General features: G+C 69.5%; 8 protein-coding genes. 2 read left to right on the top strand and 6 right to left on the bottom strand.

Features of this window, described 5'->3' with window-relative positions; genetic code table 11:
* Positions 1-50: 50 nt before the first annotated feature.
* Both AB0761_RS27790 and AB0761_RS27785 read right to left on the bottom strand, forming a co-directional pair.
* Positions 51-320, bottom strand: coding sequence for a helix-turn-helix domain-containing protein (locus tag AB0761_RS27790; RefSeq protein ID WP_377271867.1), 270 nt, complete (start codon positions 318-320; stop codon positions 51-53).
* Positions 320-565 (bottom strand): helix-turn-helix domain-containing protein, encoded by a 246-nt coding sequence (locus AB0761_RS27785; protein WP_377271866.1) that lies wholly within the window; start codon positions 563-565, stop codon positions 320-322. The genes AB0761_RS27790 and AB0761_RS27785 overlap by 1 nt, the downstream gene beginning before the upstream one ends.
* A gap of 162 nt (positions 566-727) precedes the next feature.
* Here AB0761_RS27785 and AB0761_RS27780 point away from each other — a divergent pair, with 162 nt between their 5' ends.
* Positions 728-1,144, top strand: a complete 417-nt coding sequence (locus AB0761_RS27780; protein WP_377271865.1) for a hypothetical protein — start codon at positions 728-730, stop codon at positions 1,142-1,144.
* Positions 1,145-1,519: 375 nt separating this feature from the next.
* Positions 1,520-2,773, top strand: coding sequence for an integrase (locus AB0761_RS27775; protein WP_377271864.1), 1,254 nt, complete (start codon positions 1,520-1,522; stop codon positions 2,771-2,773).
* 67 nt (positions 2,774-2,840) lie between these two features.
* Here AB0761_RS27775 and AB0761_RS27770 read toward each other — a convergent pair whose 3' ends face one another.
* From AB0761_RS27770 to pulA, 4 genes are all read right to left on the bottom strand, one after another.
* Positions 2,841-4,580 (bottom strand): carbohydrate-binding module family 20 domain-containing protein, encoded by a 1,740-nt coding sequence (locus AB0761_RS27770; RefSeq protein ID WP_377274354.1) that lies wholly within the window; start codon positions 4,578-4,580, stop codon positions 2,841-2,843.
* A 317-nt stretch (positions 4,581-4,897) separates the two neighbouring features.
* Positions 4,898-5,236, bottom strand: coding sequence for a P-II family nitrogen regulator (locus tag AB0761_RS27765; protein WP_377271863.1), 339 nt, complete (start codon positions 5,234-5,236; stop codon positions 4,898-4,900).
* Complete coding sequence (locus AB0761_RS27760; protein ID WP_377271862.1) at positions 5,233-6,534, bottom strand: ammonium transporter; 1,302 nt, start codon at positions 6,532-6,534, stop codon at positions 5,233-5,235. Before AB0761_RS27760 ends, AB0761_RS27765 begins: the two co-directional genes overlap by 4 nt.
* A gap of 326 nt (positions 6,535-6,860) precedes the next feature.
* Entirely contained in the window at positions 6,861-12,395 is a 5,535-nt protein-coding gene (gene pulA, locus AB0761_RS27755) for a pullulanase-type alpha-1,6-glucosidase (protein WP_377271861.1), read from the bottom strand.
* Between the last annotated feature and the right edge of the window lie 342 nt (positions 12,396-12,737).

Genomic DNA, 12,737 nt, shown 5'->3' with positions numbered 1-12,737 from the left:
GGGCCACTGACCGGGTCGCATCCGGGAGGTGGCCCGCCCCATGTCTTGGGTCAGGCAGCGCGTCGGCGAGGGCTGCGGCGCTGGCGCGGAACCGGCCGAGCCGGGCTCCGGTGCATGCGGTAGATCTCGTCGAGGTCGGCGTCGCTGAACACGAGCCGGCCGGACATGCGGGCGCCGGGGAAGCCGCCGTGGTTGAAGCCGTCCCGCAGGAAGCGGGTGCCGACGCGGAGCTTCGCTGCGGCCTCGTCGACGGTGTAGTAGCCGGGCGGGAGGTCGCGGGTGGTCTCGGGCTTGGTCGGCATGGTGGCTACGGGTGCCATCAGGTCGTCCTCTGCTGCTGGTCCTCGCCGGGAGCGAGGAGCTGGTCATCGGTAGCGCCGAGGTGGGTCCGGATCGCCGCGTAGACGCGGGGTCCGAGGTTGCGGCGCGATCCGGTCTCGATGCGGCAGAGGTAGTTGGGGGTGATGCCTGCCTTTCCGGCCAGGTCGCCCATTTCCATGCCGCTGAGTAGCCGGATACGGCGGATCGCCGCCCCATCCACCTCGACTGTGGGTCTTGGTGCCATGGGTAGAACTTAGCAGCTTCTCGCAGCTTCGCGTAGTAGCTTCTCGCAGTTTTCTGCGTTAGCTAGCAGCTTCTCGCATGATCGCTGACAGGATCTCGTCAAAATCGCGCCATGTTCTAGGCATTCCTGGTAGTGACTGTGAGTTCCTGGCAGACTGTGGCCATGGCACGCACCCCCGCCGACCTGCAACGACTCGCCACGCGAGTCACATCGCGACGCACTGAGCTGCACCTGTCCCGTGACGAGTGCGCCCGCAGGGCCCGCATGTCCAACACGACCTGGCGCCGGGTCGAGGAAGGCCTGCCGACGCGCGACACGACGTACGCGCGCGTGGACGAGGTCCTCGACTGGCCGCCGGGGACGAGTGCGGCGATCCTCGACGGCGACGAGTCGGCACCGGTGCCCGGTGAGACCTCGGGCGGTGTTCGGTTCAGCCGGCCGCCGCTGACCGAGGATGCGCTGCGGGGGGCGATCACGGATGCGACGATCGCGACGCTTCCGGACCTGACGGGCGCTCAAATCCGGGCGTTGCAGGAGCAGGCGGTTGAAGAGGCGCGGCGTCGGGGCTTGCTGGATTAAGTGCGTGTTAAGCGGGCGTGGAGGTGATCTCCATAGGCCCGTGACCTGATCGTTATATTCGCACGTGTACGACTGTGTGCGAAGCGGAGTCACTTGTAGTCATTTTGTGGAACCCTGAACGTCCTTGGGGGGTGCTCACCTCGTAGTTAGAGGAGGGCCCTATGCACGTCTGTACGACCGCTGACCTGGGACCGGCCTTTATCGGCTCGGCCGTCACCACCAGGAACGCGGTGATCTTTCTCCTCACGCCCCGCGTGCGTGACGATCCGGTCAAGCGCGCCGGGGCCGTCGAGCTGCTCGCTCGGCATGGCGTCGACTGCGGGCACTGCCCTGGCTGCCCCGCGGGCATGACGGACCAGCGCCGGGGGGCCTGATATGGCGTACCCGGAGAAGCGCGGCAACACCTGGCGCGTGAAGTGGCTGCGGCCCGGCACGAAGGACAAGTACGACTCCGCATCCGGGTTCCGCACGCGGGAGCAGGCCCTGGCCTATGGCCGCGAGCAAGAGGTCGACATCCGGCGAGGCGACCACATCGACCCCCGCGCTGGTGACGTCACCCTCGGCGAGTGGGCGCAGCAGTGGATGGCCACCATCGATGTCGCGCCCAACACGGAGTACAGCTACAGCCTGCGCCTGAAGAAGATCCGGGAGCGGTGGCAGGATGTCCCGCTTTCCTCAATCACCACCGGGGCCTACCAGCTCTGGGAGAAGGAGCTGCGGGCGCGGTACGCGAGGAGCTACGCCGATGCGGTCCTCGGCGTCTTCCAGCTGCTGATGAACGACGCCGTGTCCCACCGGCCGCCGCTGCTGAAGATGTCGCCGGTGCCGAGGTCGACGCGCAAGCGGGGTCGGTACCGTCGGCCACCTCGGCCGGAGAGGGTCTTCGGGACGCCAGAGCAGACGCTGCAGCTGGCGGAGAACGCCCGGGTGCTGTGGGGCCACGCCGGCTACGTGTTCGTGCTGACGAAGGCCTACACGGGCATGCGACTGTCGGAGCTGTACGGGCTGCGGCGGGAGTGGTGCTACCCGTACTGGCCGTGGTCCGACCCGGGATGGCCGGACAACCCGGACGGGAAGGCCGCGGACCGCAAGCGGGTGCGTTTGGCGCAGGAGCGGTACGGCAGCATGCCGGCGCTGCGCGTGCAGTGGCAGCACCAGTACGTCGCCCCGCCGGGTGGGGGCCTGCGGGTGCCGACGCTGGTGCCGCCCAAGTACGACTCGCACCGGAACCTGGTCCTGCCGCCGTTCCTGGCCGGGCTGCTCTCGGAGCTGCTGGACGACAGCACCAGTGAGTGGGTGTTTCCGGCGATGACCGGCGGTCCGCTGATCGCGGCCAATTTCGGCGGGAGCTACTGGCGTCCGATCGTGGATGGGGCGGATGAGCGGACGGGGCGGTTCGCACGGCCGAAGATCGCGGGGGTCGACGGCCTGGAGGAGCTGACGCCGCACGGTCTGCGGCACGGGCACAAGGTCTGGCTGGACGAGGACGGCGGGCATAGCCGGGTGGCGGTGGAGGAGCGGATGGGACACCGGCTCCAGGGGGTGGAGGGTGTCTACTCGCACGTTACGGTGGGGATGGAGTTGCAGCTTGCTGCGTCCCTGCAAGGGATGTGGGAGTCGGCTCGCTGAAGCGGGAGAAGAGGGCTGGGAGTTGATCTCCCAGCCCTCTCCCATTTGATCTCCGAGCAGGTTCGCGTCAGGGTCGGAATGTGTCGTTCAGGACAACGTTTCCGCTGCTGGGGACGGTGGCGGTGCGGTTGGCGCCGGACTCCCAGGTGACGCTGCCGTCGGACTCCTTGCGGATGTACTTGTACTCGAAGGAGGTGCCGGCGCCCATGGACACGTCCAGCTTCCACACCGGGTAGCTCGCCGAGGAGAGCAGCAGCGCCTTGCTGGTGTCCCAGTTGCCGAGGGTGTCGTTGTTGCCGACCACATAGATGTTCTGGCCGAACACGGTGGTGGCGTTGACCGCGAAGGACGCCCCGGTGGCCGAGCTGGTCGCGGTGGGGGTGGGCGTGGGCGTGGCGGTGCTGGAGCCGCTGCCGGTGGCACCGGCATAGAGGGCGATGGCGTCGCCGGCACCGACGGTGGCGGTGAACTTCCCGTCGGATCCCACGGTGTAGGTGGTTCCGGTGCAGCCACCCCCGCTGACGGGGTCACCGTGCTCCACATCGCAGTAGGTGCCGGCCGGCAGCGAGGTCTGGAAGGTCTGGCTCACCGCGCCGCTCTCGTGGTTGATCGCGACATAGCCCTTGCTGCCGCGGCCGAAGGCGATGGCGTTGTTGCCGTTGGACCACCAGTTGGTCACCGCCGTACCCGACACGGCGTTGCGGAAGGCCACCATGTTGGCGATCTGCTGCCACTTGTGCTGGCACTTCCAGCCGTCGCTGTAGCAGGCGTTGACGGTGCCGCCGTTGGGCGGGCCCGAGTCGTTGTCGGAGAACTCGTATCCCGAGTAGACGTTGGGCGAGCCGTAGGGCCAGGCCAGCAGGTAGACGTTGGCCAGGGTGTAGGTGCTGCCGGCCTTGTAGTTCAGCGTGGAGCCGTTGCGCTCGGTGTCCCAGTTGTCCACGAAGGTACGGGCGTTGGCGCTGGGGAGGTAGCCCGCCCCCCAGGAGGCCCCCCAGTTGCTGAGGGAGGAGAGCTTGTCGCCGGTGAAGATCCGCTTGAGGTCGAAGGCGCCCTGGAACTCGTCGACATCACCGGTGCCGGTGTACTCGGCGGGCTGCACCGCCTCCCCGGAGCCGTAGATGACCTCCTGCGCCCAGAAGATGCCGGGGTTGCTCAGCTTGGCCTTGATGGCGGACAGGTCGCCCGCCGCGATGTGCTTGGCGGCGTCGATGCGGAAGCCGTCCACCCCGTCGCCGATCAGCTTGTTGAGATACGCCGCGATGGTGGAGCGGACGTAGTCGCTGCCGGTGTCCAGGTCCGCAAGGCCGACCAGTTCGCAGTTCTGGACGTTGTCGCGGTTGGTGTAGTCGCTGATGTTCGTCCGGCAGGAGTGGAAGTCCTGGTCCTGGTAGTAGCCGGGGTAGTTGTACTTGGTGTACTGCGTACCGGCGGTGCCGGTCCCCGACCCGGCCGACATGTGGTTGATCACCGCGTCGGCGATCACCTTGACCCCTGCCGCATGACAGGTCGCCACCATGTTCTTGAACGAGGTCTCGTCACCCAGCCGGTTGGCGATCCTGTAGCTGACCGGCTGGTACGACGTCCACCACTGGGACCCCTGGATGGTCTCCTGCGGCGGCGAGGTCTCCACATAGCCGTAGCCCTTTGGCCCCAGCGTGTCGGTGCACTCCTTGGCGATCGAGTTGAAGGTCCACTGGAACAGGGTCGCGGTGACGTCCTTGGAACCCGGGGGCGTGGCGTTGGCGGCCGGGCTCAGGGTGAGGCCGACACCGGCCGAGAGGGCGAGAACAGCGGCGGCGGTCAGTGCGCCGGCGGTGCGCGACCGTCGGCGTCGGTGCGGCGGAGCGGGAGGGCTGATGTCCACGGGGTCTCCTGGTGGCTGGGGGCAGCCGTCGGGTGGGGTGGAGGGGCGGAGATACTCGGCCCGCAAGACCGTTCATCCGGTTTCCGCAAGCTCACTGAAACTTGCTGGAAACTTTCCGCAGAACCTAGGGGTCTGACGCGACGCCGTCAAGAGATCCCGTCGCCATTCTCAGAAAGCACCCGGGGTACCCCCGGAACACGCCGAAGGGCCCTCCCGCGACCTCCGCGGAAGGGCCCCCTGCGCCGGGTGGCGACACGTCAGACGGCGTCCGGACCCCGTTCGCCGGTGCGCACCCGGACCACGCTGTCCACCGGGACGGACCAGACCTTGCCGTCGCCGATCCGCCCGGTACGGGCCGCCGCGACGATCGCCTCCATCACCTGCTCGGCGTCGGCGTCCTCGACCACCACCTCGATCCGGGCCTTGGGGACCAGGTCGATCCGGTACTCGGCACCCCGGTACACCTCGGTGTGGCCGTGCTGGCGGCCGTAGCCGCTGGCCTCGGTCACGGTGAGGCCCTGCACACCGATCTCCTGGAGCGCGGTCTTGACGTCGTCCAGCTTGAACGGCTTGACGACGGCGGTGATCAGCTTCATACCAGCGGGGTCCTGTCGGGGTGCGGCACGGGGCGGACGGCCTGAGCGGTGCCATGGCCCAGGACGCCGTGATCATAGGCGCTCTCGGCGTGCACGGCGAGGTCCAGACCCGACGTCTCGTGCTCCGCGGACGCCCGGAAGCCCATCACCCGGTCGATCAGCTTCCCGATGCCGTAGGTGGCCGCGAAGGCGTATGCGCCCACCACGACCACCGCGACCAGCTGCCTGAACAGCTGGCCCAGCCCGCCGCCGTGCAGCAGGCCCTCGGCGCCGCCGGTCATCGCCCGTACCGCGAAGAGCCCGATGAGGGTGGTGCCGACCACGCCGGCCACCAGGTGCACCCCCACCACGTCCAGCGAGTCGTCATAGCCCAGCCGGTACTTCCAGCTCACCGCGTAGGAGCAGACCACACCCGCGGCCAGCCCGATCAGCAGCGCGCCCAGGATGTCCACCGAACCGCAGGAGGGCGTGATGGCGACCAGACCCGCCACCGCGCCGGAGGCGGCGCCCAGGGTGGTGGCATGGCCGTCGCGGCGCTTCTCCACCATCAGCCAGCCCAGCAGCCCGGTGCAGCCGGCCGCCTGGGTGTTCATCAGCGCGGCGGCCGCAAGGCCGTTGGCGCCCAGCGCCGAGCCCCCGTTGAAGCCGAACCAGCCGAACCACAGCAGACCCGCGCCCAGCAGCACCAGGGGCAGGTTGTGCGGCCGCATGGCCTCCTTGCGGAAGCCCAGCCGGGGACCCAGCAGCAGCGCCAGCGCCAGGCCCGAGGCGCCGCTGTTGACCTCCACCACGGTGCCGCCGGCGAAGTCCAGCGCGCCCAGCCGGTGCAGGATCCAGCCGCCGGGCGAGAAGACCCAGTGCGCCACCGGCACGTAGACCAGCAGCGTCCACACCGCGGTGAACGCCACCCAGGAGCCGAACCGGGCCCGGTCGGCGATGGCGCCGCTGATCAGGGCGACCGTGACGACGGCGAAGGTGAGCTGGAAGGCGGCGAAGAGCAGGGTCGGCACATGGCCGGTGACGCTGGTGGGGGTGATCCCGTGCATACCGAGGTGCTGGAGGCCACCCAGCAGGCCCCAGCCGCCGATGTCCGGGCCGAAGGCGAGGGTGTAGCCGGCCAGCAGCCACACCACGGTGACCACGGCTATGGAGGCGAAGCTCATCATGATCATGTTGAGCACGCTCTTGGTGCGCACCATGCCGCCGTAGAAGAGGGCGAGGCCGGGCGTCATCAGCAGGACCAGTGCGGTGCTGGCCAGCAGCCAGGCGGTGTCACCGGTGTCGATTCCGGTCGGCATGTCGATAGGTCACCTTCCCGTTCGGCGCGGCTCGGGAGGGTGGGCCCGATGCCGGTCGTCCGGGGAAGCGTGGCCGGTGGGGGTTACCGGTCGCGCACAGCAGTGTTTCCCGCATGTTTCATGTTGCGAGGGCGTTTCGGTTCTCTCACCGAGGCCGGACGGGCAACGCCCAGCGGGGTGCGGGGAACCGCACGACCGGGCCTCCGTGGGAGGCACCGGCCGTGTGCCCGGTCCCCCGCACCCCTGGGACGGTGCGGGCCTCGCTGTGCTGCCGGCTGCTACTGCCGGCCGCTGCTACTGCTTGACGGTGCTACTGCTGGACGGTGCTACTGCTGGACGAAGACCGCCACAGTGCGCGCCGGGACGGTGAAGGTACCGCCGGCGGAGTCAAAGGACGACTGCTTGACCACCGGGTCCCCGCCGTCCGCCTGCACCGGGTGCAGACTCTGCCGGCTGCCCGCCAGGGCCGCCACCGTCTGCCGCTGGGTCTGCGGGGTGGCGTTGAAGACCACCGTGATCCCCTTCTCCGCACCGGCCAGCCCGGTGCCGTCCAGGTGCATGGTGATCACTCCCGGGGCCTCCCCGGCCGTGCCGGAGAGCGGGAAGGACAGCCGCTGCTGGACCTGCGCCGTGGTGTCCAGGGAGAAGAGCGGCGAGGACTGCTTGATCTGCAGGAACTGCTGGTACTGCTCGCTCGTCCCCTCGATGGCGTCGCAGCCCGGCTGGAGCGCCGGGTTGGCCAGCAGCGACTTGGCGGTGGGCCACATCGACTGGTTGTCGGCCGCCATCGGCAGACCGCGGCCGAAGCCGTTGCCGTCCCGGCAGTCCCAGTGGATGGCGTTGAACCAGTCACCGGAGTCGAAGGAGTTTGAATCCAGCGACTTGGAGCGCAGCAGGTCACTGCCGGCCTGGGCGAAGCCGGGGCCCTGGGCCAGCGCGGTGGTGGCCAGCGCCAGGGCCTGCATCCGGGCCCGGTCCGCCTGGGAGGTACCGGTCGGCAGCTTGTAGGCGAGCGCGTCGTAGAGATCGGTGTTGTCGTGGGCGTCCACGTACTCCACCGCCTCACCCGGCTGGGCCGCGTAGCCGGTGGGCGAGCCGTTGTAGTCGACGCCGGCGCCGGTGGTGAGCGTGCCCGAGGTGTCGGTGAAGGAGTAGCCGGCCAGGTTGCCGGTGAGGCCGATCTTCACCTGGTCCATCTCGTGCAGCAGCCGGGCCTTCTGCTCGGCCGGGGTGCCATTGTCGGCGCTGCCGTTGGGGTCGGTGTACAGGCCCGAGGCGAAGCCCTGCTGCGGCGCGGAGGACAGCTGGAAGTTGCCACCGCGGGCGGCGTCGCGAATGCGGTCGTTGAAGGTGGCGATCCCGGTCCCGGCCATATTGGCCTGGGTGGCCTGGACGAAGCGGGCGTCATTGGCGACCACGCCGAAGTTCCAGCCCTCGCCGTAGAGGAACTCGTCCTTCCCGTCGACCCCGTCCCTGGCGGGGGTCAGCTTCGCCAGCCCGGACTTGACGTCCAGCATGGTCTGCTTGGGGTCGATGCCCATCAGGTCGAAGCGGAAGCCGTCCACCTTGTACTGCTTGGCCCAGGTGACGACCGAGTCCACCACCAGCTTGTTCATCATGGCGTGCTCGGGCGCGGTGTCGGCGCAGCAGCTGTCGGTGGTCACCGCGCCGCTGTCGGAGAGCCGCTGGTAGTAGCCCGGGACGACCTTGTCCAGCACCGAGTGGTCGGCCTGGCCGGAGGCCGCGGTGTGGTTGTAGACCACGTCCAGGACGACCCGCAGCCCGGCCTTGTGCAGCGCCTGCACCATCTGCCGGAACTGCACGGTACGGGCGGTGCCGTTGCTCTGGGTGGCGTACGAACCCTCGGGGACCGTGTAGTGGTACGGGTCGTAGCCCCAGTTGTAGGCGTCGTCGGCCTGGACGGCGGCCACGCACTCCTGCTGCTGGTCGCTGTCGGCGGCCAGGGCGTTCAGGTCGCAGGCGGGGAGCTTCTGCTCGGCCCGGTTCTCCCGGATGGTGGCGATGTCGAAGGTCGGCAGCAGATGGACGGTGGTGACACCGGCCTTGGCCAGCGCCTTCAGGTGCTTCATCCCGGCCGACTGCGACTGGGTGAAGGCCAGGTAGGTGCCGCGCTCGTCGGCGGGGACGGTGGAGTCGGCCACCGAGAAGTCGCGGACGTGCAGCTCCTGGATCTGCTGCTGGGTGGACTTGACCGCCTTGGGGGCCTTGTCGGTGTCCCAGCCGGCGGGCTTGAGGGCCCGGTCGGCGAGGTCGGCGATCAGGCTGCGCTCGGAGTCGGTGGACAGGGCCACCGAGTAGGGGTCGGTGACCTCGTTGGTGACGAGCTGCTGCACCGAGGGCGCCCAGACCTTCACCTGGTACAGGTAGTACCTGCCCTTCCAGGAGGCGGGTCCGGTCACCGACCAGACGCCGGTGGAGTCGTCGCGCCGCAGCGGCACCGTCTGCGGGGTGCCTCCGGTGGCCTGGTCGTAGAGCTTGACGCTCACCGACTGCGCGGTGGGCGCCCAGAGCGAGAGCGTCACCTTGCCGTGGTCGACCACCGGGCCGAGCTGCGCCTTGGCGGCGGCCGCAGCGTAGAGGTCGTCCAGGGCGCCGGGTATCTGCACCCCGGTGGCGGCGGTGAGCGCGCCGGAGGCGGAACGCTGGGTGGCGATCAGCTGGCTGCGCAGGGCGAGGGTGATCCGGGAGGCGTCGCGGGGGTCGACGGTGAAGGCGCTGTAGCCCTTCAGCTCGGGGTGCTTGGCGAGCTGGGCGTCGGTGAGGCCGCCCGCCTTGGGGTTCAGCCGGATCCAGTAGCCGTCCTTGCTGAGCTTGCCGTCCGCGACGGTGAGGCCGCCCGCGGGGTCGTAGACCAGCTCGGTGCTGCCGCTCGCCGGGACGTCGGTCTTCCAGGCCAGGGTCGAGGCGTCGATCCACTGGGCCTTGGCCGCGGTGATGTCCAGGTCGGCGCCCTTGCCGCCGGTCTGGGGAAGGATGTAGCCGTCCTGGCCGCCGTTGATCCAGACCTCGTGGCCGGTGCCGTTGAGGTCCAGCGACTGGTCGCTGGGCAGGTCCTTGGTGTCGCCGTTGTGGACGATGTAGCTGAGCGAGGTGGCGCCGTCGGCCAGCGGGACCTCGAAGACGTCGCCGAAGGCGTCCTTGCGGACCGGCTGCAGCGGGCTGCCCCAGTCGGTGCCGGTGGCGGCCCCGGTCCAGACGTGCAGGCCCCAGCCGTCGTAGTCGCCGTCGGCGCGGTGGTAGTGGATGACGGCCTTGGTCTTGTCCTGGGCGACCGGCGCGGGGTCGGTCGTGGCGACGTCGCCGCTGCCCTGGCCGACCCAGACCTCGGGGCCCTTGGACAGGTCGATGGTGCGGTCGCCGTCCCAGTCCTTGGTGCCGTCCTTCTCCACCACGAAGCCGACGGTGGAGGCACCGGGCTTCAGCTTGACGTAGGCGAAGGCGCCGTAGGCGTCGCGGCCGGTGAAGGCGTGGCCGTCCGGCCAGGTGGTGGACTCGCCGTCGGCGATGTCGCCCCAGGTGTAGAGGTTCCAGCCGTCGTAGTCGCCGTCCTCCCGCCGGTAGTGCACGATCGCATAGGTGTAGGAGGCGGCGGCGCCGGTCCCGGTCTCGGGCGCGGGGGCGCCGGTGGTGAAGCTGCCGGTGGCGGAGCGCAGCCGGCCCGCGGAGTCCTGGACGACCGCCTTGTAGCGGACGGTGGTGCCGGGGGCGACCGACGAGAGGTCCTGGGTGACCTTGTAGGTGGCATCGTCGGCTGCGCCGCGGATGCCGTTGTCCGCGGTGCCCAGGGTCTGCCAGGCGCCGTTGCCGATCTGGGCGGCGAAGGTGACCCGGTCGAAGCCGCCGCCGGAGACGTCGGCGCCCACGGTGACGGTGCCGACGGAGCCCTCGGCCGGGGGCTGCACGCTGATGTCGGGGGCGGCAGCCGGGGCGGCGACCTTGCCTGCGGCCCGGTAGACCACGGCGGCGCCGGCCGGCACGGTGACGGTGATCTTCTTGTCCGCGCCACTGGTGACGGTGGTGCCGGACGCGGTCGGGTAGAGCTCGCCGAAGCGCATCCCGGCGGAGAAGGTGTCCAGGGTGACGGTCTGGGCGGTGTCGGCGTTGTTGACCGCGACCACGTACTCGACCTGCTGCGTGGCGTCGATCCGGGAGAAGGCGTAGACACCCGGGCCGTCGGCGGCGTAGCGCTGGATCTGGGCGCCGTCCTCCAGCGCGGGGTTGGCCTTGCGGAGCGCGGCCAGGTCGGCGATGGAGCGGTAGAGCGGGCCGCCGGTGCCGTAGCGGTCCGCGGAACCGCTGCTGCCGCCGAGCACGGTGTCGTCGTTGTAGGAGGACACCTTGGAGGCGAACATGTCCTGGCGGGCGTCCTTGTCGCCGCCGTCGCCGGTGAAGCCCTGCTCGTCGCCGTAGTAGACCACCGGCTGGCCGCGGGTGAGGAACTGCAGCTCATTGGCGAGCTGGTCCTTCTTCAGCAGATCGGCGGCGGAGGCGTCCTTGTTGTCGCTCTGCAGGAAGCTGCCGAAGCGGCCCATGTCGTGGTTGCCGAGGAAGGTCGGCAGCTCATGGGCGTCGGTGTCGGCGGTGGTGTAGCGGTAGTCCTGTCCGTACAGCTGGGCGAGGCCCTGGGCGGATCCGCCCTGGGAGACATAGCTGCGGGCGGCGCTCTGGAAGGGGAAGTCCAGGGTGGCCTGGAGCTTGCCCTTGGTGACATAGGGCGAGGTGTTGGCCGGGTCGGAGTCGTAGACCTCGCCGAACATGAAGAACTTCTTGTTGCCCTGCCGGGTGGCGTACTGCTTCAGGGCGGTCGCCCACTGGGTCCAGAACGCCATGTTGACGTTCTTCACCGTGTCGATCCGGAAGCCGTCGACACCGGCCTCCTTCACCCAGTGCTCGTAGATCTCCTCCATGCCCTTGACGACCTTGGGGTTCTGGGTGTCCAGGTCGTCCAGGCCGGAGAAGTCGCCCTCGGTGCCGGACTCGCCGGCGAAGGTGGAGTCGCCACGGTTGTGGTACAGCGTGGTGTCGTTGAGCCAGGACGGCGTCTTGGCCTTGGCGTCGGCCGCGGTGTCGTAGGTCGGCGTGTAGGCGAAGGAGTCCTTGGTGACCTGCGGCCAGTCGGAGGTGCCGTTGGCCGCGTTGGCGTCGGCGATCGCGGTCTCGTCCACGGGGGCGCCGTCGGCGTCCAGCGTGGGGTAGGCACCGCTGGAGCGGTAGGTGTAGGTCTTCTCGCTGTAGTCGATGACGTCGGCGGTGTGGTTGGTGATGACGTCGAAGAAGACCTTGATGCCCCGGGCGTGCGCCTTGCGGATCAGCTCCTTGAGCTGGTCGTTGGTGCCGAAGTGCGGGTCGACCTGGGTGAAGTCGGTGATCCAGTAGCCGTGGTAGCCGGCCGAGGCGTTGTCGCCGGTGCCCTGCACGGGCCGGTTCTTGAAGATCGGCGCCATCCAGATGGCGGTGGTGCCGAGGTCCTGGATGTAGTCCAGCTTGTCGATCAGGCCCTTGAGGTCGCCACCGTGGTAGAAGCCCTTGTCGGAGGGGTCGAATCCGTTGTCCAGCCGCCCTCCGGTGATGCCGCCCTGGTCATTGGCCTTGGAGCCGTTGGCGAAGCGGTCGGGCAGCACAAAGTAGAACTGCTCCCGGGTGAGGTCGTGGCGGGCGGCGGTGCCGGCCAGCGCCGCGTCCGACGGCGGGGCCGGCGGGGCTGCGGCGGCCGGGGCGGCGGCGTACGCGACGGGCACGGCTCCCAGGGTCGAGGCGATGAGCGAGGCCGCGAGCAGCACGGCCGCACGGCCGGGCCTTCTCGGGGCGGTGGGTCTGGGCTGCGCGGGCGATGCGGCCACGGGTGGACTCCCTGTGCGGCTCTACGGCGGGATGGTGGCAGGACCGTAGTGGCATGTAATCCGTTTCAGCAAGATGCTGAAAGTTTGCAACCGAAGTCTTGACTCCGCCATTGCCCGGAGGGCAAGGTCGTGCTGCGCACTCCGTATCGCACCGCCGCCGATCGTCCGGACGCCCTGACCCCGCTTTGGCCGGGCGGCCCGGCGGCAGCCGGAGGAACGCGCACTGCGGGCTCCCCGGTGAGGGTCGGGGGCCACGCGCAGAGGACGGCGGCCCGTCGGAGTTCCTGGCTTGCGGCGGGCGCCACTCTGTTCCCTGCCTGGTGTGACGCGTGACGCCGCATG

Origin of the sequence: Peterkaempfera podocarpi (assembly GCF_042466665.1) — a bacterium.
Classification (GTDB): Bacteria; Actinomycetota; Actinomycetes; order Streptomycetales; family Streptomycetaceae; genus Peterkaempfera; species Peterkaempfera podocarpi.
Note: the sequence above shows the minus strand (reverse complement) of the source record. Positions and strands in the feature narration are given on the sequence as shown.

What these genes read in the sequence shown, in the direction of transcription:
- AB0761_RS27785 (WP_377271866.1), bottom strand. Translation starts at nt 565, where the DNA reads ATGGCACCAAGACCCACAGTCGAGGTGGATGGGGCGGCGATCCGCCGT.
- AB0761_RS27780 (WP_377271865.1), top strand. Translation starts at nt 728, where the DNA reads ATGGCACGCACCCCCGCCGACCTGCAACGACTCGCCACGCGAGTCACA.
- AB0761_RS27775 (WP_377271864.1), top strand. Translation starts at nt 1,520, where the DNA reads ATGGCGTACCCGGAGAAGCGCGGCAACACCTGGCGCGTGAAGTGGCTG.
- AB0761_RS27760 (WP_377271862.1), bottom strand. Translation starts at nt 6,534, where the DNA reads ATGCCGACCGGAATCGACACCGGTGACACCGCCTGGCTGCTGGCCAGC.
- AB0761_RS27790 (WP_377271867.1), bottom strand. Translation starts at nt 320, where the DNA reads ATGGCACCCGTAGCCACCATGCCGACCAAGCCCGAGACCACCCGCGAC.
- AB0761_RS27765 (WP_377271863.1), bottom strand. Translation starts at nt 5,236, where the DNA reads ATGAAGCTGATCACCGCCGTCGTCAAGCCGTTCAAGCTGGACGACGTC.